At 34.0% G+C, this 25,730-nt stretch carries 25 protein-coding genes; 13 read left to right on the top strand and 12 right to left on the bottom strand.

The features are described from left to right. Positions 1 to 135: 135 nt before the first annotated feature. From FLAPXU55_RS17140 to FLAPXU55_RS17125, 4 genes are all read right to left on the bottom strand, one after another. Positions 136 to 606: a hypothetical protein gene (locus FLAPXU55_RS17140; protein WP_053473600.1), complete on the bottom strand. Its 471-nt coding sequence runs from the start codon at positions 604 to 606 to the stop codon at positions 136 to 138. 114 nt (positions 607 to 720) lie between these two features. Next, positions 721 to 1,068: a hypothetical protein gene (locus tag FLAPXU55_RS17135; protein ID WP_053473599.1), complete on the bottom strand. Its 348-nt coding sequence runs from the start codon at positions 1,066 to 1,068 to the stop codon at positions 721 to 723. A gap of 114 nt (positions 1,069 to 1,182) precedes the next feature. Next, complete coding sequence (locus FLAPXU55_RS17130; RefSeq protein WP_053473598.1) at positions 1,183 to 1,605, bottom strand: DoxX family protein; 423 nt, start codon at positions 1,603 to 1,605, stop codon at positions 1,183 to 1,185. Between the two features lie 122 nt (positions 1,606 to 1,727). Then, a complete protein-coding gene (locus tag FLAPXU55_RS17125) occupies positions 1,728 to 3,356 on the bottom strand; it encodes an acyl-CoA carboxylase subunit beta (protein ID WP_180859703.1) in 1,629 nt (542 codons plus the stop codon). A 308-nt stretch (positions 3,357 to 3,664) separates the two neighbouring features. Between FLAPXU55_RS17125 and FLAPXU55_RS17120 the strand changes: the two genes are divergently transcribed. The 4 genes from FLAPXU55_RS17120 to FLAPXU55_RS17105 all read left to right on the top strand — a co-directional run bounded on the left by FLAPXU55_RS17120 (position 3,665) and on the right by FLAPXU55_RS17105 (position 5,306). After that, complete coding sequence (locus tag FLAPXU55_RS17120) at positions 3,665 to 4,255, top strand: TetR/AcrR family transcriptional regulator (protein ID WP_180859701.1); 591 nt, start codon at positions 3,665 to 3,667, stop codon at positions 4,253 to 4,255. 69 nt (positions 4,256 to 4,324) lie between these two features. Then, positions 4,325 to 4,783 (top strand): hypothetical protein, encoded by a 459-nt coding sequence (locus FLAPXU55_RS17115; protein WP_180859699.1) that lies wholly within the window; start codon positions 4,325 to 4,327, stop codon positions 4,781 to 4,783. 2 nt (positions 4,784 to 4,785) lie between these two features. Further along, positions 4,786 to 5,097 carry a DUF3817 domain-containing protein gene (locus FLAPXU55_RS17110; protein ID WP_180859697.1) on the top strand — a complete coding sequence of 104 codons (312 nt, stop codon included), beginning with the start codon at positions 4,786 to 4,788 and terminating at the stop codon, positions 5,095 to 5,097. Positions 5,098 to 5,099: 2 nt separating this feature from the next. Then, positions 5,100 to 5,306: a hypothetical protein gene (locus FLAPXU55_RS17105; RefSeq protein WP_180859695.1), complete on the top strand. Its 207-nt coding sequence runs from the start codon at positions 5,100 to 5,102 to the stop codon at positions 5,304 to 5,306. Positions 5,307 to 5,527: 221 nt separating this feature from the next. On the opposite strand, the gene lpxD is transcribed toward FLAPXU55_RS17105, so the two are convergent. From lpxD to prfB, 3 genes are all read right to left on the bottom strand, one after another. Beyond that, a complete protein-coding gene (gene lpxD, locus FLAPXU55_RS17100; RefSeq protein WP_053473592.1) occupies positions 5,528 to 6,526 on the bottom strand; it encodes a UDP-3-O-(3-hydroxymyristoyl)glucosamine N-acyltransferase in 999 nt (332 codons plus the stop codon). A 329-nt stretch (positions 6,527 to 6,855) separates the two neighbouring features. Then, positions 6,856 to 7,302 (bottom strand): peptide-methionine (R)-S-oxide reductase MsrB, encoded by a 447-nt coding sequence (msrB, locus tag FLAPXU55_RS17095; protein WP_073483034.1) that lies wholly within the window; start codon positions 7,300 to 7,302, stop codon positions 6,856 to 6,858. 87 nt (positions 7,303 to 7,389) lie between these two features. Further along, a protein-coding gene (gene prfB / locus FLAPXU55_RS17090) for a peptide chain release factor 2 (protein ID WP_108422250.1) occupies positions 7,390 to 8,488 on the bottom strand; the annotation gives its coding sequence in 2 pieces (ribosomal slippage) (positions 7,390 to 8,424 and positions 8,426 to 8,488; 1,098 coding nt in all). A 344-nt stretch (positions 8,489 to 8,832) separates the two neighbouring features. Here prfB and FLAPXU55_RS17085 point away from each other — a divergent pair. After that, positions 8,833 to 9,852, top strand: a complete 1,020-nt coding sequence (locus FLAPXU55_RS17085; protein ID WP_180859692.1) for a threonine aldolase family protein — start codon at positions 8,833 to 8,835, stop codon at positions 9,850 to 9,852. 133 nt (positions 9,853 to 9,985) lie between these two features. On the opposite strand, the gene FLAPXU55_RS17080 is transcribed toward FLAPXU55_RS17085, so the two are convergent. After that, positions 9,986 to 10,306: a YbaB/EbfC family nucleoid-associated protein gene (locus FLAPXU55_RS17080; protein WP_053473588.1), complete on the bottom strand. Its 321-nt coding sequence runs from the start codon at positions 10,304 to 10,306 to the stop codon at positions 9,986 to 9,988. Positions 10,307 to 10,375: 69 nt separating this feature from the next. On the opposite strand from FLAPXU55_RS17080, the gene FLAPXU55_RS17075 reads away from it, so the two are divergent. The 4 genes from FLAPXU55_RS17075 (at position 10,376) to FLAPXU55_RS17060 (ending at position 16,128) form a co-directional block, all read left to right on the top strand. After that, complete coding sequence (locus FLAPXU55_RS17075) at positions 10,376 to 12,511, top strand: S9 family peptidase (protein ID WP_180859691.1); 2,136 nt, start codon at positions 10,376 to 10,378, stop codon at positions 12,509 to 12,511. Between the two features lie 70 nt (positions 12,512 to 12,581). Beyond that, the gene (locus FLAPXU55_RS17070) at positions 12,582 to 13,622 is read left to right on the top strand and encodes a PLP-dependent cysteine synthase family protein (RefSeq protein WP_053473587.1); all 1,041 of its coding nucleotides are present in this window, start codon (positions 12,582 to 12,584) and stop codon (positions 13,620 to 13,622) included. 386 nt (positions 13,623 to 14,008) lie between these two features. Next, entirely contained in the window at positions 14,009 to 14,914 is a 906-nt protein-coding gene (locus FLAPXU55_RS17065) for a LamG domain-containing protein (protein WP_180859689.1), read from the top strand. 320 nt (positions 14,915 to 15,234) lie between these two features. Beyond that, positions 15,235 to 16,128 (top strand): LamG domain-containing protein, encoded by an 894-nt coding sequence (locus tag FLAPXU55_RS17060; RefSeq protein WP_180859688.1) that lies wholly within the window; start codon positions 15,235 to 15,237, stop codon positions 16,126 to 16,128. Between the two features lie 294 nt (positions 16,129 to 16,422). Here the strand turns inward: FLAPXU55_RS17060 and FLAPXU55_RS17055 are convergent, their stop codons facing one another. The 3 genes from FLAPXU55_RS17055 to gcvT form a co-directional block, all read right to left on the bottom strand. Continuing rightward, entirely contained in the window at positions 16,423 to 17,136 is a 714-nt protein-coding gene (locus FLAPXU55_RS17055; RefSeq protein WP_026729302.1) for a YebC/PmpR family DNA-binding transcriptional regulator, read from the bottom strand. 170 nt (positions 17,137 to 17,306) lie between these two features. After that, on the bottom strand, positions 17,307 to 19,337 hold the full coding sequence (locus FLAPXU55_RS17050; protein WP_180859687.1) for a S41 family peptidase: 2,031 nt from the start codon (positions 19,335 to 19,337) through the stop codon (positions 17,307 to 17,309). Between the two features lie 207 nt (positions 19,338 to 19,544). Continuing rightward, positions 19,545 to 20,627: a glycine cleavage system aminomethyltransferase GcvT gene (gcvT, locus tag FLAPXU55_RS17045; RefSeq protein ID WP_180859686.1), complete on the bottom strand. Its 1,083-nt coding sequence runs from the start codon at positions 20,625 to 20,627 to the stop codon at positions 19,545 to 19,547. Positions 20,628 to 21,012: 385 nt separating this feature from the next. Between gcvT and FLAPXU55_RS17040 the strand changes: the two genes are divergently transcribed. From FLAPXU55_RS17040 to FLAPXU55_RS17030, 3 genes are all read left to right on the top strand, one after another. Further along, positions 21,013 to 21,861: an NAD(P)H-hydrate dehydratase gene (locus FLAPXU55_RS17040; protein ID WP_180859685.1), complete on the top strand. Its 849-nt coding sequence runs from the start codon at positions 21,013 to 21,015 to the stop codon at positions 21,859 to 21,861. A 324-nt stretch (positions 21,862 to 22,185) separates the two neighbouring features. Next, a complete protein-coding gene (locus tag FLAPXU55_RS17035; RefSeq protein WP_180859684.1) occupies positions 22,186 to 22,968 on the top strand; it encodes a HipA family kinase in 783 nt (260 codons plus the stop codon). Next, the gene (locus FLAPXU55_RS17030; RefSeq protein ID WP_180859682.1) at positions 22,958 to 23,341 is read left to right on the top strand and encodes a DUF3037 domain-containing protein; all 384 of its coding nucleotides are present in this window, start codon (positions 22,958 to 22,960) and stop codon (positions 23,339 to 23,341) included. The genes FLAPXU55_RS17035 and FLAPXU55_RS17030 overlap by 11 nt, the downstream gene beginning before the upstream one ends. A 235-nt stretch (positions 23,342 to 23,576) precedes the next feature. On the opposite strand, the gene FLAPXU55_RS17025 is transcribed toward FLAPXU55_RS17030, so the two are convergent. Further along, positions 23,577 to 24,686, bottom strand: coding sequence for a pectate lyase family protein (locus tag FLAPXU55_RS17025; protein ID WP_180859680.1), 1,110 nt, complete (start codon positions 24,684 to 24,686; stop codon positions 23,577 to 23,579). A 237-nt stretch (positions 24,687 to 24,923) separates the two neighbouring features. On the opposite strand from FLAPXU55_RS17025, the gene FLAPXU55_RS17020 reads away from it, so the two are divergent. Beyond that, the gene (locus FLAPXU55_RS17020) at positions 24,924 to 25,496 is read left to right on the top strand and encodes a Crp/Fnr family transcriptional regulator (RefSeq protein ID WP_180859678.1); all 573 of its coding nucleotides are present in this window, start codon (positions 24,924 to 24,926) and stop codon (positions 25,494 to 25,496) included. Positions 25,497 to 25,730 lie beyond the last annotated feature (234 nt).

Raw genomic sequence — 25,730 nt, 5'->3', positions numbered from 1 at the left:
GAATTAAACTTAATCTAAAAGGAATGAGCCCGATACAATATCGAGCTCATTATTATAAAACTTAATTATTAATTTGTCTAAACTTTTGGGTGCAGTCTATAAAGAGCCTCTTTCTACTGAATTAAATAACTAACACTAAATAGAATCCTGAATGATTTTAAGCCATTTTTTCGCAAACATATGATCCTGATAGGCACTTATTTGTTTGATGCGGTCATCATCAAAATCATAGAATGGAATTGTAATTTTTTTAGAAGTTTCCCTATCCTGAAATTCATAATCAATTTTTACAATTGTATCTGAGTTTCCTTCTGTAGTTAAAACTAATTTGCAAGATGAAACACTTTTCAAATCGACATAAGTTGATTCTTGTTGATTTGGATTGAAGTTCATCAAAATAAACTTTCTGTTTTTTTGATCGATCGTTAACGTTTTATTGCTTTGAGATTCAGTCAAATCAAATTCCTGAGGATTGTTTGGATTAAATTTCTTCTTGATGTCTAAAATTTTTGTTTTGTTTGCTTTGCTCGATCGTGCTGAAAAATATATGGGAATGGCTACTATGACCGCAATCACAATACCAATTATGGTTACACTTGTTTCCATGTTTCTTTTTTAAAAAATTTGGTAAATAATATGAAATGGTAAACAGTTTCGGGATAGAAACGGTTTAATTGCTGGTGAAGAATTGCTTCTCCAGATTAAAATTTCAAAGTTTAATTACCAGAAAAAATGGAAGGCGTAGAGCATTAATGAGATTTTTTTGCTCTGTGCAGGAAATGGGTTTGTAAAGTTAAAGGCTGATTTTATTACTTTGTGCTGTGGAACAACTATAAGTAAGGAATCAAACCATTTAATGGATGCGAGATGATCTGTCTTGATATTTGCCGCAAAGTGATAACTTCCCTGAGGCTGAATAAATGCTGATGAATCTGCGGTTTCTTTCGAGAAATTGGTATCCGTTTTTTGAGTTTCCGCTTTTTGCACAGGAAGTTCGTTTGCCTGAGCGGCAAAAAGTCCTATGATCAAAAGTGATACAAAAAGTATGGTTTTACGAATCCAATTCATGGTGGCGAATTTAGTTCATAAAACACAATAAATAAAATTTTAAGTGCTAATTACTTCTTAAAAATGACTTTAATATTTTATCCTCAACTTTTAAAAGTTGAGGATAAAATATTTTTATTGCTGCATTTTAAAATAATAATCGGCTGAATGTTTTCCTCCTCCGTAGAATAAGAAGAAGATGCAAATGAGTAAAACTACAATTGCAAGAATTAAGCTTTCAGAATGCATGTGTCCCATAAAGTTTACGAGAACGGCTCCAAATAGTATTGGTAATTGAGCTGCAATTGCCCAGCGGGTAAGTAGCCCAAAAACAATCATTATGCCTCCAATCATGTGCGCCGGCGCGATATAATGCAGAAGAAACATTCCGCCTCCGAACCGATCAATTGGAGATATTAAATCATGTAAATACTGAACGTTTGTTACAAAAGAAACGCCTTTCATAAATAAAAAAACACCCAATATTATACGTACTAAATCTACTGGTAAATAAGTATGGGCATTTGCCCACTTATTTAAGCTTTTGACATTTTCCATGATACTACGTGATTAAAAATTACATATATAAAGTTACTAATTTTTAATGATATATTTAATTTAAGTATCTGAAAATAAGTTTTTTACTATTTATTTAACACGTTATCTATAACTGTGGAATATTATACCTGAATTACGCCCAGATTAAATGGTTTTTGAATAGGGGCGTGGTTGGCAGCTTCGATTCCCATTGAGATCCATTTGCGGGTATCAAGCGGATCGATAATTGCATCTGTCCATAATCTTGATGCGGCATAATAAGGTGAAGTCTGTTCGTCGTAACGTGCTTTTATTTTGTTGAATAATTCTGTTTCTTTGGCTTCGTCAACAACTTCTCCTTTTGCTTTAAGCGAAGAAGCTTCGATTTGTGCTAAAACTTTAGCAGCCTGTGTTCCGCCCATAACAGCAAGTTCAGCACTTGGCCAGGCAAATATTAATCTTGGGTCGTATGCTTTTCCGCACATAGCGTAATTTCCTGCTCCATATGAATTCCCTACGATTACAGTGAATTTTGGAACAACCGAATTACTTACGGCATTTACCATTTTAGCGCCATCTTTAATAATTCCGCCATGTTCTGATTTTGAACCTACCATAAATCCGGTAACATCTTGCAAAAATACTAACGGAATTTTCTTTTGATTACAGTTTGCAATAAAACGGGTTGCTTTATCAGCACTGTCAGAATAAATTACACCGCCAAACTGCATTTCACCTTTTTTGGTTTTTACTACTTTACGCTGATTGGCTACAATACCAACTGCCCAGCCATCGATTCTGGCATAACCCGTAATTAACGATTGACCGTAACCATCTTTATAAGCTTCAAATTCTGAATTATCGACCAAACGATTGATGATTTCCATCATATCGTATTGTTCGTTTCGGGCTTTTGGTAAAATTCCGTAAATGTCTTTTGGTTCTAAAGCAGGTTTTTCAGCCTTAATTCTGTTGTAACCGGCTTTATCAAAATCGCCAATTTTATCGACTATATTTTTGATTTTATCCAAAGCATCTTTATCATCTTTGGCTTTATAATCTGTAACTCCGGAAATTTGGCAATGTGTTGTTGCGCCGCCTAAAGTTTCATTATCAATGGTTTCGCCAATTGCAGCCTTAACTAAATAACTTCCAGCAAGGAAAATACTGCCTGTTTTGTCCACAATTAAAGCTTCATCGCTCATAATAGGAAGATAAGCACCTCCGGCAACACAGCTTCCCATTACGGCGGCGATTTGCGTTATCCCCATACTGCTCATTTGAGCATTGTTTCTAAAAATACGTCCGAAATGTTCTTTGTCAGGAAAAATTTCATCCTGCATTGGCAGATAAACTCCGGCACTGTCTACTAAATAAATAATAGGAAGTCTGTTTTCCATTGCAATTTCCTGTGCACGCAGGTTTTTTTTGCCTGTAATAGGGAACCAGGCACCAGCTTTTACCGTCGCATCATTGGCAACGACAATACATTGTTTCCCTCTTATATATCCTATTTTAATAACAACTCCGCCGGAAGGGCATCCGCCGTGTTCAGCGTACATTCCTTCTCCGGCAAAACCGCCAATTTCAATATTTTCTGAATTTTCATCTAATAAATAAGCGATACGCTCACGAGCCGTCATTTTTCCTTCGGCATGTAGTTTTTCAATTCGTTTTTCGCCTCCGCCTAGTTTTACTTTGGCAAATTTTTGTTTTAAGTCTGAAAGTAATAGTTTATTGTGATCTTCGTTTTTATTGAAGTTTAAATCCATGATATAATATTGATTTTACAAAATAGTGTTGGCTAATTTACAAAATCCATTGAAATAAACCGATTGCTTTGTGAATTAAGAAAAAGTTTATATTCTTGATTTTTTATTTAAACACATAAAAACATAGGATTTATAGTTTTAACGAAGGGAGTAAAAAGAAACTCGTTTCTAACACATAGCCTGACTATGTTTGTTTAAATAAGTGAAACGCCTTTTTAATCTTGCTAAATCTATGTTTCTATGTGTTAAAATTAATTACACCAATTATTTTTCTTTAATTTGCTTTTTCATACTAACTAGTATTTTTTATGTCTAAAGCTGCAAATACCCGACTTACGATTCTTCATAAAGCATTTGAATTGATTTATACAAAAGGTTATCAAACCACCAGTATTGATGAAATTATTGCCACAACTCAAGTTACAAAAGGTGCTTTTTATTACCATTTTAAAACTAAAGATGAAATGGGAATTGCGATTATAGAAGAAATTCTAAAACCAACAATGCAGGAAAATTTTATAAAACCTACCGAGGCTTCGCAAAATCCAGTTGAGGATTTTTATAATATGATTTCATATTTATTGCTCGAAGATCCTTTTTTGCAGGTGAAATACGGCTGTCCGGTTGGAAATCTTACACAGGAAATGACACCGTGGAATAATAGATTTAGTGAAGCTTTGGCCGAATTGGTAGATTTATGGAAAAAGAAAATTATAAATTCAATAGAAAAAGGGAAAGAATCAGGTTTGATTCGAAAAGATGTAGTAGGCGAACAAGTAGCTTTTTTTATTTTATCTGGTTATTGGGGAATACGAAATTTCGGAAAACTTCAAAATGATAATTCTTCTTATCTTGTTTATTTAAAGGAACTTAAAGTTTATTTAAACGGCCTGAAATAAAATTATTTTTCAAAAACATACTACTTAGTATGTTTTTAAATATATTTGCATTGTCTTAATCAAAAAACAATGTATCAAACTCTTTTAGTATGCCATTCATTTATAAGATGGCTCGTATTGGTAAGCTTGTTATATTCTATTTATACAGCTTACAAAGGTTATTCTCAAAAACTTCCTTTTACCAGGAAAGATAACCTCATCCGGCATTGGACGGCTACAATTGCTCATATTCAGCTTATATTCGGAATATTGGTTTATGTGCAAAGTCCGATTGTGAAATATTTCTGGAAAAACTTTAAAGAAGCGATTCAAAATTTGGATGCCTCCTTCTTCGGGATTATTCACATTGCTTTAATGTTAATAGCAATAGTTTTTATTACAATTGGTTCGGCTTTAGCCAAAAGAAAACTTGCTGATGATCAAAAATTCAGAACGATGCTTTTATGGTTTTCTGTCGCCTTACTAATTATTTTTATTGCCATTCCGTGGCCATTTTCACCTCTTGCAAACCGACCTTATTTTAGATAATTATGAAAAATTTACTGCTTACAAATACCGGAAGATTACGAATTATTGGATTTCTGGAAGGAACTTCACTTTTGATTTTGCTTTTTATAGCAATGCCAATGAAATATATTTTTGAAATGCCATTTTTAACAAGACCAGTCGGAACAGTTCATGGTGCTTTATTTTTGCTTTTTATTTTTAATACATTGAGCGTTGGAGTAGAGCAGAACTGGAAATTTAGAGACACAACATGGAAAGTACTTTTAGCCTGCGTGATTCCCTTTGGTACTTTTTACATTGATTCCAAAATTTTAAGTAAAATCCAAAACCATTAGTTATGATTTTTGTATTCAAAACAAATGTTGATAATATTTCGAAAGTGAAAAAGGTTACTCCAAAATTGAATCAGTTATTTCCAAATTGTAAGTGGAATTTTGATCTCGAAGACTGCGATAATATTCTAAGATTTGAATGTAAAGATGATATTATCGAAAAGGTAATTTTTTTAATGAAAGTGATTGGCTTTGAATGTGAAGCTTTATAAAAACAAAAAACATCCGTTGCAGCGGATGTTTTTTTATATAAACGATTGCGTATAATTAATTTAAACACATAGAAACATAGGTTTTGTTTCTGTAAAAGGCATTTCATTTGCATTAACACATAGTCTATGTGTAAATGATGTGTCATTTATTTTAATCTTTAACAAACGGAAACGATATAAATCTATGTTTCTATGTGTTTAAAAATATTTATAATTGCATATTATTTTTTAGGGGCGCAAACCATTCGTTTTAGCATTGCCCATTGTTTTAAAGCATCACGAGCTTCAACAGCCGGATAACCTAACATTGTTTTTCCTGCAGGAACGTCTCCGGTTACACCAGATCCGGCACCAATTACAGCTCCGTCGCCAATAGTGGTATGGTCTTTTATAGAAGCGCTTCCGCCAATGATAACACCATTTCCTAAAGTTACAGAACCTGCTAAACCACTGTTTCCAGCCATAATACAGAATCTGCCTAATTTACTGTTATGTCCAATTTGAACTAAATTGTCAATTTTACAGCCGTCTCCAAGAATCGTTGAACTGAATTTTCCGCGGTCAACACAAGAATTGGCTCCAATTTCAACACCGTTACCAATGATTACATTTCCAATTTGCGGGATTTTAACCAAGCCTTTTTCAGAACAAGGACGAAATCCAAAACCATCAGCACCAATTGTTGCATTTGGATGAATAATACAATCGCTTCCGATGTGACAACGTTCACGAACAACTGTTCCAGACCAAATAATAGTGTTTTTTCCAATAGTACATTCATCCAGAATAGTAACATTTGGGTAAATTACCGCATTGGCACCAATTTCAACTTTTGGGCCAATATAACAGCCAGCACCAATTTTAGCACCTTCGCCAATAATTGCTGTTTCGTCAATAGTAGCTGTTTTATGGATGTTATTATGAAAAATTGGAGTAGGCGGGGCAAAAAGGGCAAGAATTTGCGACATAGCTAAATCTGCATTTTTCACTTTAATAAAAGCGCGATTTTCTCCAGGTTCAATAGAAATGTCTTCGTTTACGACAGCAATTGAAGCATTTGAGGTCGACCAGTACTTTTCATATTTTTTATTTCCTATAAAAGAAATTTCTGAAGTTGTAGCTTTTTCTAATTGCTCTGTTGCGGTAACGCTCTGTGAAGTAGTGCCGTAAATTACACCATTAATTACTTCATTAATTTCTTGAATTGAATAGGATCTCATTGACAAATTTTATTCGACTTAGGGTTAATTTTCGTCAAATAAAATAAAATAGATTTTAATTACCTAATAAAATTTTTATGTTTCTTAATAATTATTTAAAATAGAAGTCTAAATATTACAAAATTAACATTTTAACTATTAATTTTTTGCAAGTTTTTTAATGTCGGGGTTTGTCGTTATTCAATTTTTGGGTGAATAATCTTAGTTTTTTTCAATAAAAAATAAATTATTTAATTGGTAAGTAGCAGCCTACATTTCTTTTGTTAATTGTTTCTCTTTGTGGGTATTAAAAAAAAGCGATTCACTTTAAAAGAAATCGCTTTTTTAATTTATTCTTTAATTTTCGAGAGTGAAACTGCGTTAATGCAATATCGTAAACCGCTTGGTTCTGGTCCGTCTGGAAAAACGTGTCCTAAATGCGCATCGCACACATTACAGACAACTTCAACACGAATCATTCCGTATGATTTATCAGCATGGTAACCAATTGCATTTTCTTTAATTGGCTGTGTAAAAGATGGCCAGCCCGTTCCTGATTCAAATTTTTCGCTTGCATCAAAAAGAACCGTTCCGCAGCATTTACACTCGTAAATTCCGGGATCAAATAAACTACATAATTCAGAACTAAAAGATCTTTCAGTTCCTTTTAAACGCGTTACCTGATATTCTTCCGGAGTTAAAAGCTGTTTCCATTCTTCTTCCGTTTTCTCCACTCTTTTTTCCGGAGCCGGATTTCCTTTATTTGTAAAATGAATTACATCTGCCCATTTTATCATAACTAATTTTTTAAGTTTTCAGTCGCAGTATTCAGTCACAGTATTCAGTCGCAATAAACTGAAAACTGTGACTGAATACTGTAAACTCTATTCTTCCTCCTTCTGTCCCATCATCATTAAAAATGCTTTTAGGAAAGGATCGATATTACCATTCATTACACCGTCGACATCGCTGGTTTCATAACCTGTACGAACGTCTTTTACTAATTTATAAGGCTGCATTACGTAATTACGAATCTGCGAACCCCATTCGATTTTCATTTTTCCGGCTTCAATATCAGCACGCTGCGCTTGTTGTTTCTTTAACTCAATTTCGTATAATTGAGAACGAAGCATCTGCATAGCACGCTGTCTGTTATCTTGCTGAGATCTTGTTTCAGAACACTGAATCTGGATTCCGGTTGGTTTGTGAACTAATTGGACTTTAGTTTCCACTTTATTCACATTTTGTCCTCCGGCACCACTTGAACGAGATGTTGTAATTTCGATATCGGCAGGATTAATGTCAATTTCGATACTATCATCAACAAGCGGATAAACATAAACAGATACAAACGAAGTATGACGTTTGGCATTACTATCAAAAGGAGAGATCCTAACCAAACGGTGAACACCATTTTCTCCTTTTAAGTATCCAAAAGAATAATCGCCTTCAAATTCTAAAGTTACCGTTTTTATTCCGGCAACCTCACCTTCCTGAAAGTTAAGTTCTTTTATTTTATAGCCATAACTTTCGCCCCACATCATGTACATACGCATCAGCATTCCTGCCCAGTCGCAGCTTTCAGTTCCGCCGGCACCGGCAGTAATCTGCACAACAGCACTTAAACTGTCGCCCTCGTCAGAAAGCATGTTTTTGAATTCGATGTTTTCTATATGACTTTGGGTAGTATCATATTGTTCGTCTAGTTCATCTGCAGAAAGTTCCCCTTCTTTATAAAAATCATAAGCCAGCTGTAGTTCATCTGTAAGTGTTACAGCTTTGTCATAATCCTCAATCCATTTTTTCTTGTTTCGAAGATTTTTTACGATGTTTTCTGCTTCTTTGGCATTATTCCAAAAATCAGGCGCAAAAGTTTTTTCTTCTTCGTTTGCAATTTCGATTAGCTTGGCATCAACGTCAAAGATACCTCCTCAACGCACCAAGGCGCTCCACAATACCTTTTACTTGTTCGGCTGTTGTCATAAATTAATAAGTAGTTTTATTTGTTTTTTGCAGATGTTACGTTGGTTTATTCAAAAAACCAATGCGTAATTTCGTTATACAAAAATAAGATTTAGTTTTTAGAATACAGCATTAAATTATGATACAAAATAAGATAAACTCTAAAAGGCCTTTTAAGGAGATAGAATTGTTTTTGAAAACCAGAGATCAATTTTTGAAATTATTAATGCTAGTTTTATATGTTTTTTATAAATATTACGTTAATTTGGTTCTAAGTAATTCACAAGTTAAAATTTATTAAAACTTGGGATTAATAACAAACAGTAATACGTAATTTTGCTGTCCAAAATAGATATAGTTTTTATATGGAAATAAATTTAATTAGCGATACCATTACTAAGCCTTCTTATGAGATGCTGCAGTATATGTTTAACGCTCAGGTTGGCGACGACGTATACAAACAAGATCCTACGGTTATCGAATTAGAGACAAGAATAGCCGAATTTTTTGGTATGGAAGCTGGACTTTTTTTTCCGTCGGGAACTATGGCGAATCAAACCGCAATTAAACTGCATACTCAGCCCGGAGAACAATTAATTGCCGATAAATATGCTCACGTTTATAATTATGAAGGCGGCGGAGTTTCTTTTAACAGCGGAGTTTCGTGCTGTTTGTTAGATGGAGACCGCGGAATGATAAATGCTGCACAAGTGGCAGCCGCAATTAATGATCCCGAATTTTATCATAGTCCGTTAACGAGTTTGGTTTGTGTTGAAAATACAACCAATAAAGGCGGCGGAGCTTGTTATGAATTAGAAGATTTAAGAGAAATAAAAAAAGTATGCGATGCTAATAATTTGAAATTCCATTTAGATGGAGCGAGAATTTGGAATGCATTAGTTGCCAAAAGACAAAATCCGAAGGAATTTGGAGCTATTTTCGACACTATTTCGGTTTGTTTATCAAAAGGTTTAGGCGCACCAATTGGTTCTGTTTTATTGGGAACCAAAGCAGATATTCACCGAGCATTAAGAATCAGAAAAATATTAGGCGGCGGAATGCGTCAGGTTGGTTATTTAGCCGCAGCGGGATTATATGCATTGGCAAATAATATCGAACGTCTAGCAGAAGATCATCGCAGAGCAAAAGAAATAGGGACAATTTTAAGCACAAAATCGTGGATTGCATCTGTAGAGCCCGTAGAAACAAATATTTTGATTTTTTCACTAGCCGAGGGTTACAGTGACCAGCTTTTGATTGAAAAATTAAAACAAAAAAATATTTTAATAAGTTCCTTAGGACACAACAAACTAAGAATCGTTACCCATTTAGATTATAAAGAAGTAATGCATACTTATGTTTTGGAGATGTTTTCAAAAATTTAGGAAAGAGGTTCAAAGTTACAAAGGTTCAGAGAGACAAAGGTTAAAAAAAGACGCACTATTTTTATAGTGCGTTTTTTTTTAAGTTACAATAAGAAAAACCTTTGCCCCTTTGCAACTCTGAACCTTTGTCACTTTATTTAAACAAATTATCCATCCCAGGAATCATCGGCATATCCATTTTTGCGACAGCGTCAAGTTCACTTTCGTTTACACTTGTAGCTCTTTCGATAGCTTTGTTTAGTGTTACAATTAAATAATCTTCCAGTTGCTCTTTATCTTCTAAAAGAGAATCATCAACAGAGATTGATTTTATTTTTCTATTGGCAGTAATTGTAATTTTTAATAATCCGTCGGCGCTTTGTTCGTCAATTAAAACAGTATCAAGGCGTTTCTTAGTATCTTCAATTTTTTGCTGGGTTTCTTTAAGTTTACCCATCATTCCCATTAAATCCATTTTTTGTTGATTTTTAAATTATTTCATACAAAATTAGTATATTGCTGTATTAAATCAATGGAATATTTTATGAAAAAATTAATTTTGTTCTGTTGTGTTTGTACTACTTTTGCTCCTTCGTATTTAAAAACAAATGCTCAATCAATGCAAGAAAATATACAGGCTCCAAAAGCCAAGGAAGTTCCAAAAACATTAAAAAAACACAAAGAAACCCGAATCGATAATTATTTTTGGCTGAATGACAGAGAAAATCCGGAAGTTATTGATTACCTGAATAAAGAAAACGAATATTATCAGAAAGTGACCTCTCATACTAAAGATTTTCAGGAATCTTTGTATGAAGAAATGAAAGGCAGAATTAAAGAAGATGATTCATCAGTTCCTTATTTCTACAACGGATATTATTATATTACGCGCTTTGAAACAGGGAAGGATTATCCTATTTTTTCAAGAAAAAAAGGAAGCCTTTCGGCAGAAGAAGAAATTCTGTTCAACTGTAACGAACTAGCTGTAGGCCACGCATATTTTAAACTAGGAGGTTTAAGTATAAGCCCTGATAATAAGTTTGCCAGTTTTGGAACTGATATCGTGGGAAGAAGAATTTATACGATCCAGATCAAGAATCTTGAAACAGGAGAAATTTTATCAGATAAAATTGAAAATGCAACGGGAGCCTCTGTTTGGGCAAATGATAATAAAACCATTTTCTATACCAAACAAGACGAAGTTACTTTAAGATCTGATAAGATCTTTAGACATAAATTAAACACTGATTCTAAAAAAGATGTTTTAGTTTATGATGAAACAGATGATACTTTTAATGTTTCGGTAAGTAAAGAAAAATCAAGGAAATATATTGTAATTGGTTCATCGAGTACTTTAACGACAGAATACAGGATACTGAATTCAGATAATCCGGATGGAGAATTTGAAGTATTTCAGCCTCGTGTTCGTGGTTTAGAATACAGCATTTCTCATTATGAAGATTCATTTTATATCTTAACAAATAAAGATAAAGCAACGAATTTCAAGCTAATGAAAACGCCTGAAAATAAAACAGGCAAAAAAAACTGGGTTGATGTAATTCCGCATAGAGAAGATGTTTTGTTAGAAGATATTGAGATCTTTAAAAACTATTTAGTTGTTGAAGAACGCTCGAATGGTTTAAATCATATTAGGATTATGCCATGGAACGACGAACCAGATTATTATCTGCCTTTTGGAAGTGAAACTTACAATGCTTTTACGACAACAAATATTGATTTTGATACCGATATTCTGCGTTACAGTTATCAATCGCTTGCTACGCCGTCATCTGTAATTGATTTTAATATGAAAACTAAAACCAAAGAAATTCTAAAAGAACAACAGGTTTTAGGCGGGAAATTTGACAAAGAAAATTATGTCGAAGAACGCGTTTGGGCAACGGCAAGGGATGGTGTAAAAGTGCCAATTTCGATGATTTATAAAAAGGGATTGAATAAAAATGGTAAAAACCCGTTATTGCTGTATGCATACGGTTCTTACGGAATTACGATGGATACTTATTTTTCTTCAACAAGACTTTCCTTATTAGATCGCGGTTTTGTTTATGCAATTGCGCACATTAGAGGAGGAGAAGACTTAGGAAGACAATGGTATGAGGACGGAAAACTGTTAAAAAAGAAAAATACCTTTACAGATTTCATCGATTGCTCTAAATTTGTAATAGACGAGAAATATACGTCACCAGAACATCTTTATGCTGAAGGTGGATCTGCAGGAGGACTTTTAATGGGTGTAATCGTAAATGAAGCACCAGAGTTATATAACGGAGTTATAGCGCAGGTACCTTTTGTAGATGTTGTTACAACAATGCTGGACGACAGCATTCCGCTTACAACAGGAGAATATGACGAATGGGGAAACCCAAACAATAAAAAATATTACGATTATATGTTGTCGTATTCACCTTATGACAATGTAAAAGCACAAAAATATCCTAATATGTATGTGTCGACAGGATTGCATGATTCTCAGGTACAATATTGGGAGCCAGCGAAATGGGTGGCTAAATTAAGAGTTTTAAAGACAAATAATAATCAATTGTTTTTAGATACTAATATGGACGCGGGACATGGCGGGGCTTCAGGACGTTTTGAGGCTTTAAAAGACTTAGCAAAAGAATTTAGTTTTTTATTAGATTTAGAAAAAATTAAAAGCTAATTAGAAATTTTTTGTTAAATTTGCAACCTATCAAGGTGCGTAAAAAACACCTTCGATTAACTATTTTTTTATGAAAGAAGAAATAAACGCTTATAATAATGTTTTAGAGTTAATAGGTAATACCCCGCTTATTAAACTAAATAAAATCACCGAAGAGTTAGAAGGAAATTTCTACGCAAAGGTAGAAGCTTTTAATCCAGGTCATTCCTCAAAAGATAGAATAGCGTTATATATTATTGAAGAAGCCGAAAGAAAAGGAATATTATCACCCGGCGATACCATAATTGAAACTACATCAGGGAATACAGGTTTTAGTTTAGCCATGGTAAGCATTATAAAAGGCTACAATTGTATTTTGGCCGTGAGTTCAAAATCATCCAAAGATAAAATTGACATGCTGAGAAGCTTAGGCGCAAAAGTTTATGTTTGTCCGGCTCACGTATCTGCAGATGATGAAAGATCGTACTACAATGTAGCAAAACGATTACACGAAGAAACAAAGGGTTCAGTTTATATTAATCAATATTTCAATCAGCTAAATATTGATGCCCATTACAACACTACAGGTCCCGAAATCTGGGAACAAACAAAAGGACAAATCACACATCTTGTTGCTTGCAGCGGAACCGGAGGAACAATTTCCGGAACAGCAAAATTCTTAAAAGAGCAAAATCCGAATATTAGAATCTTAGGAGTAGATGCTTTTGGATCAGTATTGAAAAAATACCACGAAACAAGAGAATTCGATAATAAAGAAATTTACCCGTATCGTATTGAAGGTTTAGGTAAAAACTTAATTCCTTCGGCAACAGATTTTGATATCATCGATAAATTCATGAAAGTTACCGATGAAGAAAGTGCTCACTCCGCAAGAGAAATCACTCGTAAAGAAGGTTTATTTGTTGGATACACATCTGGAGCAGTAATGCAGGCAATTAAACAATATGCAGAAGAAGGTGAATTTACAAAAGACAGCAATATTATTGCAATCTTCCCTGATCACGGTTCACGTTATATGAGTAAAGTATTTAGTGATGACTGGATGAACGAACAAGGATTCTTTGACAGCGTTAATGAAGAAGAAACCCAAAAAATTGAATTCGTAAAATAGGTAGCTATTTTTCTAAAAATATGAAACTCCATTCGCAAAACGAATGGAGTTTTTTTATGCTGACTTTTAAGTGATTAAGAAAATCAGTAAAGAGATCCCTATTATTTTAAAAGCTTAAATTTTTATAAATGTTAATTATTTCATTTTGATTGAAGATACCGTATTTATACGTAAGATATTTTAATTGAAATTGAGGTTAATTTATAATTTTAAGAATTACTTCAATAGTATAATTAAAACTAATTTTGTCGACAAAATCATCAGTTTTGGTTATTTTAACGATTATTTAGGTAGGTTAACGAAAAAATTTTCGACGAAAAGCATAATAGTATAGTTTAGCTGTGTATAAATGACACACTTTATTTATAACCCTAAATTCTGCTATTATGAAAAAATTTCTACTCTCAGTAATGTTTGTAAGTTATTTGAATGCGACTGCTCAAAATCCAATTCAGGAGTTTAATTTCAATGGGACTTTAAATAATGAATCTAACACAATTTCTTTTATGGGTACAAATGAGTTTGTTGCCGATAGATCAGGAATTGCCGGAAATGCTCAAAGACTAAACAATAAAGCGCTTGAAGCCGTGGTAGATGATCTGCCGCAAGGCAATAAAGCGAGAACAGTTAGTATTTGGGTTAAATTTAATGATATAGCATCAGCAAATTATATCTGGGGTTATGGTTCAGCTTACAATGCTCAGTATTTTGGTTTACTGCAGCAGTCAACAGTTTCTTCTAATTCAGATTTAAGTTTAGCGGGCTGGGGTGCAGCAAATGATGTAATTGTTTCAACTCCATTAGCAAAAGGCGTTTGGTACCAATATACCGTAACATTTGATGGAACTGTTTCTAAAATGTACCGCAATGGAGAGTTGTTAAAATTCATAAACGGTTTAAAACGCTCTACAAAAGGAACTATTTTTAGATTAGGCGAAATAAACACATCGGTTGGTATAAACGCAGATGTAGATGATTTAAAGATCTATGATGTGGCTTTGACAGATGAACAGGTTGCAGAGTCTTATAATAGCTCTAAACCTTTAATAGTAGCCACAGAGGTTGCGGCAGCTCCTAAAACAAAAGGCACTGTAAAGTCTAAAACAACAAAAACGACTTCAAGTAATATTATTGTGAGTAAAGATGTCAATGTGGGAGGTAAAAATATTGAAGTGTATTCGCAAGGACAAAAAGTAGTGGGAAATAATGCAATGACAATAAATGATCTTCCAGAAGGAACCTATTTATTAAAGATTTCAAATGCTCCGGCAAAAAAAATAACATCAAAATAAGGCCATCAATTAATTTTTTTAATAGTTAGTTAGTTTTTAAATATTGTTTAGTAGCAATTAGATTTTTTGGAATTAGGAAACAGCCTTTTGGATTCAGAAGGCTTTTTTTTAGCCTGTTACATCTATATTTTTTCATATTTTGTGAGAATTCTGTATTTGTATGTAGGATTTGTTTGTTTATGCTGAATTAAAATTATAGTTTTAACAAAATTTGTACATAAAATATTTAAAAATTTGTAATTGTAAAATTTGAACGATCAAATTTGCTGTCAAATAAGTTATATAAAAAAGATATCATCCAGTAAAAAATCTATATCCCTATGAAAAAAATATTACTCACATTAATGTTTGTAAGTTTTTTAAATTCTAATGCGCAAAACCCCGTTCAGGAATTTAATTTCAATGGAAATTTAAGCAGCGCAGATAATACGATTTCCTTTTTAGGAACTCCTGTTTTTGTAAATGACAGAATGGGTGCCCCTAAAGGAGCTTTGCGACTTTCTAACAAAGCTTATCAGGCTGTAGTAGGCGATCTTCCGCAGGGAAATAAACCAAGAACAATATCGGTTTGGGTTAAATTTAATGCAATAAATGCCGTTAATCATGTTTTAGGTTATGGTACTGCAGCAAATGGACAATATTTCGGATTAACGCAGCAAGCCGCAGCCGGAGGTAATTCTGAGGCAAATCTTGCGGGATGGGGACCAGGAAATGATGTGGTTGTTTCTGCACCGCTTTTAAAAGATATCTGGTACATGTACAGTATTACTTATGATGGTAATAGTTCAAAAATTTATCGTAATGGTGAATTACTAAAATCCGCCGAAGGGATCGCGCGTTCAACCAAAGGTTATATTTTGAACATCGGGAAACTAAATACAGCTACAAGTATTAATGCTGATATTGATGACATTAAATTGTATACGGTGGCCATGACAGACGAGCAGGTTATGGAATCCTATAACAGTTCAAAACCGGCTAAAACAGTAGCGGCTCCGCCAGTGCCAGTTTCAAGTATAGATAAAAAAGCTGCTCCTGCACCTGTAAAGCTCCCAGCTGCCGCTGTGGCTGCTTCTGCCGAAACTTCTAAAAGTGGTAAAAGTGTTGAGGTTTTCTCTCAGGGACAAAAAATAATAGGAGCAAACGCTTCTAATATTGGCGATTTGCCAGAAGGAACGTATTTGATTAAAGTAACAAACACTCCAAAAAAGTAATTTTATATTTTTCTAAAAAAGAAAGCCTTCTGAATTTCAGAAGGCTTTTTGATTTTTTATTAGCTTATTACACTAAGCACTACAAATAAGATTACCAGAATAATTACGGCAAATCTTGTGTATTTTGATGTTTGCATGTTTGTTTTTGTTTTAAGGAATATGATCTGATTGCGACAAATATAATAGTTTATTTTACTTTTTATAATATTTTACTTTCTTCTGCATCAATTTTAACAAAATAAAAAAAGCCCTGAAAAAATCAGAGCTTTTAAAACTTTTATAAAAAGAAAAATATTATTCCTCTTTCATTGTATGATAAACGTTCATAACGTCATCATCCTCTTCAATTTTTTCGATTAGTTTTTCAACGTCAGCGATTTGAGCCTCAGTTAATTCTTTTGTAATTTGAGGAATACGCTCAAAACCAGAAGATAAAATTTCTAAACCTCTGTTCTCTAATTCTTTTTGTAAAGCACCAAAACTTCCAAAAGGAGCATAGATCAAGATTCCGTCTTCATCTTCAAAAACTTCCTCGGCACCAAAATCAATTAATTCAAGCTCTAATTCCTCAGCATCAAGACCATTATTTGCAATTCTGAAATTACAAGTATGATCAAACATAAACTCAACAGAACCCTGAGTTCCCATTGTACCGTTACATTTATTGAAATAACTTCTAATATTTGCTACCGTTCTGTTATTGTTATCAGAAGCAGTTTCAATCAAAATCGCAATTCCGTGAGGAGCATATCCTTCAAATAAAATTTCTTTATAGTTGGCAGTATCTTTATTGCTGGCATTTTTAATCGCGCGCTCAACATTATCTTTTGGCATGTTGGCCGCTTTAGCATTTTGTATAACAGCTCTTAATCTAGAATTGGCGTCAGGGTTAGGACCGCCTTCTTTAACAGCCATAACGATGTCTTTACCAATTCTGGTAAATGTTTTGGCCATTGCAGACCAACGTTTCATTTTTCTTCCTTTTCTAAATTCGAACGCTCTTCCCATTTCTAATTTTTAGTTTTGTGATGCAAAAATAAAGGTTATTCCTTATTTATCCAAAATCAAAATCGCTATTTTGTTTCAAGTTTTAAGTTTCATGTTTCAAGTTGGTACAACTTTGCGCACTTTGCGGTTAACTTGAAACCTGAAACAAAAAAAACGTGAAACAAAAATTTCTATTTTGAAAAATTGAAGTCATTAATAATATTCACCGCTTCGTTGAGGTATGGATTTGTTTTTAAATTATCCATTTGATATTGATTAATCGTTTTATCATTAGGATAAGCGCCTAATAGAAACTGATTTACAGAAGAATTGTAAACATCCAGCGGATTATTTTCGTCATTAAAAGTATTGATCTCTGTCCAAAGAGAATTTACGACTTTCTTTTGATTAAAAATGGCATCTAAAGTCATCGGGATTTCTGCTTTTGGTGTATTGATCAATTGATCTATTTTTAGATTGATCTTTTTAATATCATTAAAATAAAAATTATCGGCCAGTCTTAAAGAACTGTTTTTGGCCAATTTATCTATTAAAGCACGTTTTACATACGGTCTGAATTTTAAAAACGGTTCAATACTATCGTTTTTCATCGCAGTAGGAAAATCACTTTCCTTTTGATAAACATCTTCATAAAATTCAGGAAGAACAACATCTGGCGTAACCCCAATATATTGATGGCTTTTTCCCGTAACCCTGTAAAATTTATTAATTGTAATTTTAAGGAAATCGGTATTTTTATTTTCGTCAAGCGAAAGAATCGTCTGCATTGTAGCTTTTCCAAGCGTATTGCTTCCTAACAAAAGCGCTCGATTGTAATCCTGCATAATCGAAGAGAAAAATTCACTTGCAGAAGCCGTATTGCTATTCACCAAAATCACAATTGGCCCTCTGTAAATCATGCCTTTGTAAGGATCATTGATAACTGATTTCTCTTTAGTATGATCAATAACAACCGAAATTGGTCCATAATCAATAAACATTCCCGCCAATTTTATGGCTTCTTCCATCGAACCGCCGCCATTATCAATCAAATCAATCACTAAACCTTTAATATTATCTCTTTCCAGTTTAATAACTTCTCTGGCCACATCGTCGGCGCAGCCTTTTCGACTGTTTCCGTCTAAATCAGCATAAAAACTTGGAATTTTTATATATCCAATTTTACTTTCCTTACCAATTATAAAGCTGAAAACCGAATTTTCTTCGTCTTTCATGACTTGTTTTTCGATAAAAACATCAAAATTTTTGCCTGAGTTTCTTTTCAGCGTAAGCGTAAGCGTTTTATTCGCTTCAGATAAAATCATGGTAGAAATAGATTCTAACGAAGAACAGGAAACCTGAAGTGTTTCTTTATGATTGGAAACTGAAATAATCTGATCACCTTTTTTAATCTGCCCAGTTTGATACGCCGGACCATTTGGATCTATTTCGTGAACAATAATTTCATTTTTTTCATTAAGATTCACTGTCATTCCCAATGATAAATGCTCTTTTGATAAGGAAGCCACAAAACTAGATTTAGAATCGTCGCTAAAATAAGCTGTATGCGGATCAAAATAAGTACAGAAGAAATTATAAAGATTTTCGTCTTGTTTCGTTTTAGTTTCTAAAAGCGTGCTGATACGGCAAATTTCATTCGACACAATCAGATTTCTGGATTTAGCTTCAATAGAAGCAAAATTAGCTTTTATAGAATCCAGATTATCGCTCGTTTCAGCTATATCATCCAGAATTTGATAACGCAGTTTTTTACGCCATACTTTCTCTAAATCCTCTTTTTTTAAATAAAAAGGAAATGACTTTTTGTAGAATCGAATGGTATCTTTCTTAGTGTAATCAAATGCAGTCGCCTGAATTTTTTCAAGAACTTCTTTAGTTCTGATCAATCCATTAATATATTTGGCGGTAATATCAGTTAAAAAAGTACAATCGTTGCTTAAAATTAAATCGTCCAGATTTAAACGATATTCTGCTGCCAGTTGATCGTATTCACTTTTAAAAAAGATATTGCGTGAAGGATCTAATTCATTTATAAGATTATCAAAAACAAAAACAGATAAACTGTCATCAACTGGCTTCGGACGTAAATGTTCTGTTTGAATAACAGCATTTATTTTGTTCAGTATTTCGCATGTCTCGGCGCTATTTTGACTAAATAGGAAAGAAGTAAACAGTAAAAATAACGGCAAAATTTTGTTCATAGGTGAAATCTCAACATTCTATATTAAAGTTACGGTAATTTTTCGAAAACGGTTTACATTTTTTCTAAAAAATCTTACATATAAATAAGAAATAAAATGCCGAAGATTAAATAATTTCAAGTATTAATACTTGAAATTATTTAATCTTCGGCAAAAAAAAATGCATTACCATTACAGTAATGCATCTTACAATATTTATAACTTTAATTATTTCTTGTAAAAAGGCAGTTTTACCACTTTTGCAAGAACATCATTTTTTCTAATTCTAATAAAAATATCACTGTCAACAGCACTATTTGAAACCGTAACATATCCTAAACCAATTCCTTTATTCATAGAAGGAGACATTGTTCCAGAAGTTACAATTCCAATTACAGCTCCAGAACCATCTACAATCTCGTAATCATGTCTTGGTACCGCACGTTCCTGCATTTCAAAAGCAACTAATTTTCTGGTAACACCAGCTTCTTTTTGCTTTTTAAGAGCCTCAGAATTAGTAAAATCTTTATTGAATTTTGTGATCCATCCTAAACCAGCTTCAAGCGGAGAAGTAGTATCATTAATATCATTTCCGTAAAGGCAGAATCCCATTTCAAGACGTAAAGTATCACGTGCTGCAAGACCAATAGGTTTGATTCCGAAAGCTGCACCAGCTTCAAAAACTTTGTTCCAAATAGCTTCGGCATCAGCATTTTTGCAGTAAATTTCAAATCCTCCAGAACCTGTATAACCAGTTGCAGAAATAATTACATCATTAAAACCAGCAAAATCTGCTACTTCAAAATGGTAATAAGCAATGGCAGATAAATCTATAGAAGACAAAGCCTGCATAGCCTCAACCGCTTTTGGTCCCTGAATTGCCAATAATGAATAATCATCAGAAAGGTTTTTCATTTCAACTCCCAAATCATTGTAAGATGAAATCCAGCTCCAGTCTTTTTCAATATTCGAAGCATTTACAACAAGTAAATACTCTTCTTCTTTCATTTTATAAACAATCAAATCATCTACAATTCCGCCTTCATTATTTGGCAGACAAGAATATTGCGCTCTACCAATAGTTAAAGCCGAAGCATCATTTGAAGTTACTTTTTGAATCAAAGCCAAAGCATTTGGTCCCGTTAACAAAAATTCACCCATATGCGAAACGTCAAAAACGCCCACACTATTACGAACCGTTTCATGTTCAGCATTTACACCTTCATATGTAATAGGCATGTTGTAACCCGCAAAAGGCAGCATTTTCGCTCCCAAACTCTCATGTATGTGCGTAAGCGCAGTATTTTTCATTGTGTTGTTTTATAAAATTGTTCTGCAAATCTATTCAAAAAATATCTAATTTGAATGCCTTAAATTATAAATTTCGCAATAATTAGGAGCAATTTCCTGCTATCCGCTATATTCCCGATAAACAAAAACTACGGCTAAAGAGCCTTGTTTTTCTAAATCGGGAGATGCCGCTACTATCAGGGCTAGGACTTAAGGGAAACAATAAACATTCGTGTTTTCGATTTTTTATGTAACTTTAATCGTAAGAAACATTAAAGAATCATCTTTTATAAAGTCACGTTTTCACAATCAGCTATGTTTGTTAAGACAAGTGAAACGCCTTTACCCACAAAGAAAAGCTATGATTCTATGTGTTTAAAATAAATGCACCAACAAAAGCCATCAAATGAAATCTCCATATTTAATCACAAAAGAAGAAATCTTAAAAATATACAAACCTGTAAATCCTCATACACACAAGGGAATTCAGGGTCACGCTGTGATTATTGCCGGAAGTTACGGAAAAATAGGAGCAGGCGTTTTAGCTTCAAAAGCATGCTTAAAATCCGGCTGCGGACTTGTAACGACTTTTATACCAAAATGCGGTTATCAAATCCTGCAAACTTCCATTCCCGAAGTAATGGCCGTTACCGACGAAAACACCAATTTCATTACTAATATCCATTTACCATTAATTCCGCAAGCCGTTGGAATTGGTCCCGGAATAGGGAAGGAACTTGGAACACAAAAAGCCTTATTTGAATTTTTAAGAGTCAACAAATCACCTTTAGTTTTAGATGCCGATGCCTTAAACATTATTTCTGAAAATTTATCCTGGCTGGAATTAGTTCCCGAAGACACGATTCTGACACCTCATCCAAAAGAATTAGAACGCTTGATTGGCAAATGGAATTCAGAATCTGAAAAATTTCAAAAAACAATCGCCTTTTCAGAAAAGTATAAAGTTATTGTAGTCATGAAAGGCGCACCAACATTCACCATAAACAGAAATTCTGTCTACGAAAACACAACCGGAAACGCAGCCTTGGCAACCGCAGGAAGCGGTGATACCTTAACCGGAATCCTCACAAGTCTCCTCGCACAAGGCTACGAACCCAAATACGCCTCAAAATTCGGAGTCTATCTTCATGGACTAACAGCGGATATTGCTTTACCAAAAACTGGTTATGAATCTTTTATAGCCTCAGATATTATCAAGAATTTAGGAAGGGCTTTTTTGAGTTTAGAAAAGTAATTTTAACGCAAAACTCGCAAAGGTTTTTCGCAAAGTGCGCTGAGTTTTTTAAGTTGCTTTGCTTTTTAAAGGACACAAAGTCGCAAAGTTTTCAGGTAAAGTTTCCATACAGTTTGTCATTTCGAGGAACGAGAAATCTCCACAAGTAACTCCTCAACGAGAATCCAATCTTTGTAGAGCTTCTTGTGGAGATTTCTCGTTCCTCGAAATGACAAGATTGGGAATATAGCGTGAAAAAAAACTTTGCGACTCTGCGTCTTTGCGAGATTAAAAAACTTTGTGTCTTTGTGTCTTCGTGGCAAAAACCTTAGTAAGTTTGTAACTATGAAAAACAACTTCGATCTCAGAACGGTAAACGTCATGCGTTATATAACGCCGCTGCGCGAAGGCGGATCTTTACCCGCTTTGGCAGAAGCCGATGACGATTTTAAATACGTATTAAAATTTAGTGGTGCCGGACACGGCGTAAAAGCCCTTATAGCCGAATTAGTTGGCGGACAAATAGCAAAAGCCTTAAAACTACAATTACCAGAATTAGTATTCGCAAACCTCGACGAAGCCTTTGGAAGAACCGAAGCCGATGAAGAAATTCAGGATTTACTGCAAGGAAGCCAAGGATTAAATCTGGCATTGCATTTTTTATCAGGAGCGATTACTTTTGATCCCGTTGTAACAACTGTCGATGCCAAATTAGCTTCGCAGATTGTCTGGCTCGATGCTTATATTACAAACGTAGACCGAACTTTCAAAAATACCAATATGCTAATCTGGCATAAAGAATTATGGCTAATAGATCACGGAGCATGTTTGTATTTTCATCATTCCTGGAACAATTGGGAACAGCATGCCAAAAGTCCGTTTGCATTGATAAAAGACCACGTTTTATTACCGCAAGCTTCACTTTTAAAAGAAGTCGACGTCGAATTTAAAGCGATTTTAACACCGAAAATTTTAGAAGAAATTGTAAATACAATTCCGTTAAACTGGCTGCAGTGGGAAGATGCAGAAGAAACGCCGGAAGGATTGCGAAACGTTTATTTGCAGTTCTTAAAAACAAGATTAGAGAATTCAGAAATATTTGTAAATCAGGCTCAAAATGCAAGATAATCACTTATACGAATATGCTGTGATTCGTGTTGTGCCAAGGGTAGAGCGCGAAGAATTCCTGAATATCGGAATCATTTTGTTTTGCAAAAAAGCCAAGTTTATTAAAGTACTTTTTCATTTAAATAAAGAAAAAATTGAAGCACTTTCAAACGATTTTGATATCGAACAATTAGAGTGCAATTTAACTTCATTAGAAAAAATAGCAAAAGGAGCTAAAGACGGCGGTCCAATCGCTGAATTTGAGATTCCGGAACGTTTTCGTTGGTTAACGGCAATTAGAAGTTCAGCAATCCAAACTTCAAGACCTCATCCGGGTTTGTGTCAGGATTTGGAGAAAACGATTCAGAAATTGTTTGAAGAGTTGGTGCTTTAAGGAAAGGATCAAAGGTGTAGAGGTTCAAAGTTACAAAGGTTTTCTGTAGAGGCGCATAGCAGTGCGTCTACGCCCCAATTGTCCATACTTTGTGTTAGACGCACTGCTGTGCGCCTCTACATTTAATCTTTGCGCCTTTGCGTCTTCGTGGCAGAAAAAAAATAAAAAACCACGAACTGCATCACTGCAATCCGTGGTTCTAACTAAAAACTAACTTACTTTTATTCTAATTCAATTAAAAAGAGCCGCAGATATTACCTCCTAAAGTTGCTCCTGCATTTGCTGAAATATCAGCTTTAACAGCAGTTTTATTAAGTTTTACAATAGAATATGGCGGAGTAAAAGCAGTACCGCTTCCGGCTTGATTTCCGGTTGTATTTGTAAAAACGTTATCAGTTGCCGTAACAGCCGTATAGCCGCTCATTAAATCGATAGGCGTTTTTACACCTTCAAAAACGTTGCTTTCTACACGAAGATCAGCTTCAAAACCTGCAGCGATACATTTATTGCTTACCGTACTGTTAAAGAAGTTGTTTACTAAATGTACTTTTCCAAAACGAACTCTTGGCATTCTTTCTTTACATCCTGGAGCCCACCAGCATCTTGCAAAAGTGATTCTCAATTTGCCGCGATCTGCGGTAGCACCATCGCTTGAACCAATTAAGTTTGAGTATCTGTGATCATCAGATCCTCCTGAACCTCCAGCTTTTGGTGGTTTTAGATAATGAAATTTAGAATACGTAACCGAAATATAATCGGATTTGTTTTTGATGTCGAAGTTTCCGTCAACGCCATCTCTAAATTCGCAGTGATCTACCCAAACATTCGTGCATTCATCCAAAATTGCGTTGTCCCAGCCGTCAGTATCATAAGCTCCTGGGCCTTCAAAAATTAAATTTCTGATGATTAAGTTTTTACATCTTTTAATGTTGATAATACCAGAAGCATCTTTAGTCTGATTAGTCGAAACTAGTTTTGCACCACTTGTACCATAAATGGTTTTACCCGTTTGATCCTGAAATGATAATCGTGTGGTAACTGTAATAGTTCCGGAAACTTTGATCACTTTTACAGAAGTGTTCTCAATAGCTGCTTTTAATTGAGCGTAATTTGTAACCGTAGTTTCAGCCGAAGAACCGCCGCCGGTTGTACTTCCGTTTTGAGAAGCCCAACCCGGAACTTCAGAACAGTTTCCAATTTTTGCGGTTAAATTCGTCGTAGCCGACTGTGTTGTTGTTTCGATACTTGCTTCTGTATTTGATGAAGCAATTTCTTCAGAATTACATGCCGTAAATCCTAAAGCCAATGTTAGTAAAAACATGGAGAGTGTTGATTGTAATTTCATAATTTAAGTTTGGTTATTTATAAAAGTTTAACAACACAAATCTGACTATAATTTGCAGGAAAAAAGTTGAACAAGTTCAAACTTTTGCAAAAAATTCTATGAAATTCGTTTTTTTAACAGTTGTTAATTTACAAAAATGCATAAATAGTGTATATTTACGTAATCGATTACATTTTTTAAACCCCTAATAAAGAATGGATTGAAAAACAAATTTAATTCCAAACAAAAACCACAAGCATGTACAACCTACTAAGAAAAAACATTGAGCGAAAGATCCCGCTCACAGATGAAGAATGGAATATCATTGTTTCAAAAGCTGAACTTATTAAACTTAAAAAAAATCAGTTTCTTCAAATTCAGGATTCTAATAACAGTTATGAGGGGTTTATTTTAAAAGGTTCATTTAAAACTTACATCTTAAACGAAAACGGAACGGAAACCGTAATTTTCTTTTCTTTCGAAAATGAATGGATATGTGACTTAGAAAGTTTCTATCACCAAAAACCAACAACTTATAATATCAAAGCCATAGAAGACAGCGAAATTTTGGTCATAAATAAAGCCCAAAAAGCGCAGTTGTTTGCAGAAGTTCCCAAGCTTATTCAGTTTCATGTTTTAATGATTGAGCGCGCAAATGTGGCTATTCAGCAAAGACTTTTGGATGTTTTAAATAAAACTTCAAAACAGCGTTATTTAGATTTTAAAGATCGTTATCCGCAAAAAGTCCAGACCATTAATAACAAAAATCTTTCATCGTATTTGGGCGTTTCGCACGAGTTTTTGTCCAAGATTAAGAGGAGGGTTTCTTAGGTTTAAGAAGCAGAGGTACAGAGAGACAAAGGTTCAAAGGTTTTCGTAGAGACGCACTGCAGTGCGTCTAACATAAGATTTTTAGCCACAGATTAAAAGGGATTAAAATGATTTTTTTTCACGCAGATTAATACCCAATCTTGTCATTTCGATTTCTATGATAAAACCAAATCTTTTTCATAAAAGGTTTGGTTTTTTATTACTGCAAAAACTCGATGGATTATTTTGTTTCTC

This window comes from Flavobacterium panici (genome assembly GCF_903819335.1).
GTDB lineage: Bacteria > Bacteroidota > Bacteroidia > Flavobacteriales > Flavobacteriaceae > Flavobacterium > Flavobacterium panici.
This window is presented reverse-complemented; position numbering and strand designations above follow the sequence as displayed.

Bases quoted from the DNA above. Each gene is read 5' to 3' on its own strand.
- FLAPXU55_RS17070 (WP_053473587.1), top strand. From the start codon at position 12,582: ATGAAAGAAGAAATAAACGCTTATAATAATGTTTTAGAGTTAATAGGT.
- gcvT (WP_180859686.1), bottom strand. From the start codon at position 20,627: ATGAAAAATACTGCGCTTACGCACATACATGAGAGTTTGGGAGCGAAA.
- lpxD (WP_053473592.1), bottom strand. From the start codon at position 6,526: ATGAGATCCTATTCAATTCAAGAAATTAATGAAGTAATTAATGGTGTA.
- FLAPXU55_RS17065 (WP_180859689.1), top strand. From the start codon at position 14,009: ATGAAAAAATTTCTACTCTCAGTAATGTTTGTAAGTTATTTGAATGCG.
- FLAPXU55_RS17060 (WP_180859688.1), top strand. From the start codon at position 15,235: ATGAAAAAAATATTACTCACATTAATGTTTGTAAGTTTTTTAAATTCT.
- FLAPXU55_RS17140 (WP_053473600.1), bottom strand. From the start codon at position 606: ATGGAAACAAGTGTAACCATAATTGGTATTGTGATTGCGGTCATAGTA.
- FLAPXU55_RS17110 (WP_180859697.1), top strand. From the start codon at position 4,786: ATGAAAAATTTACTGCTTACAAATACCGGAAGATTACGAATTATTGGA.
- msrB (WP_073483034.1), bottom strand. From the start codon at position 7,302: ATGATAAAATGGGCAGATGTAATTCATTTTACAAATAAAGGAAATCCG.
- FLAPXU55_RS17055 (WP_026729302.1), bottom strand. From the start codon at position 17,136: ATGGGAAGAGCGTTCGAATTTAGAAAAGGAAGAAAAATGAAACGTTGG.
- FLAPXU55_RS17135 (WP_053473599.1), bottom strand. From the start codon at position 1,068: ATGAATTGGATTCGTAAAACCATACTTTTTGTATCACTTTTGATCATA.
- FLAPXU55_RS17035 (WP_180859684.1), top strand. From the start codon at position 22,186: ATGAAAAACAACTTCGATCTCAGAACGGTAAACGTCATGCGTTATATA.
- FLAPXU55_RS17040 (WP_180859685.1), top strand. From the start codon at position 21,013: ATGAAATCTCCATATTTAATCACAAAAGAAGAAATCTTAAAAATATAC.
- FLAPXU55_RS17125 (WP_180859703.1), bottom strand. From the start codon at position 3,356: ATGGATTTAAACTTCAATAAAAACGAAGATCACAATAAACTATTACTT.
- FLAPXU55_RS17020 (WP_180859678.1), top strand. From the start codon at position 24,924: ATGTACAACCTACTAAGAAAAAACATTGAGCGAAAGATCCCGCTCACA.
- FLAPXU55_RS17105 (WP_180859695.1), top strand. From the start codon at position 5,100: ATGATTTTTGTATTCAAAACAAATGTTGATAATATTTCGAAAGTGAAA.
- FLAPXU55_RS17025 (WP_180859680.1), bottom strand. From the start codon at position 24,686: ATGAAATTACAATCAACACTCTCCATGTTTTTACTAACATTGGCTTTA.
- FLAPXU55_RS17130 (WP_053473598.1), bottom strand. From the start codon at position 1,605: ATGGAAAATGTCAAAAGCTTAAATAAGTGGGCAAATGCCCATACTTAT.
- FLAPXU55_RS17075 (WP_180859691.1), top strand. From the start codon at position 10,376: ATGAAAAAATTAATTTTGTTCTGTTGTGTTTGTACTACTTTTGCTCCT.
- FLAPXU55_RS17085 (WP_180859692.1), top strand. From the start codon at position 8,833: ATGGAAATAAATTTAATTAGCGATACCATTACTAAGCCTTCTTATGAG.
- FLAPXU55_RS17115 (WP_180859699.1), top strand. From the start codon at position 4,325: ATGTATCAAACTCTTTTAGTATGCCATTCATTTATAAGATGGCTCGTA.
- FLAPXU55_RS17030 (WP_180859682.1), top strand. From the start codon at position 22,958: ATGCAAGATAATCACTTATACGAATATGCTGTGATTCGTGTTGTGCCA.
- FLAPXU55_RS17080 (WP_053473588.1), bottom strand. From the start codon at position 10,306: ATGGATTTAATGGGAATGATGGGTAAACTTAAAGAAACCCAGCAAAAA.
- FLAPXU55_RS17050 (WP_180859687.1), bottom strand. From the start codon at position 19,337: ATGAACAAAATTTTGCCGTTATTTTTACTGTTTACTTCTTTCCTATTT.
- FLAPXU55_RS17120 (WP_180859701.1), top strand. From the start codon at position 3,665: ATGTCTAAAGCTGCAAATACCCGACTTACGATTCTTCATAAAGCATTT.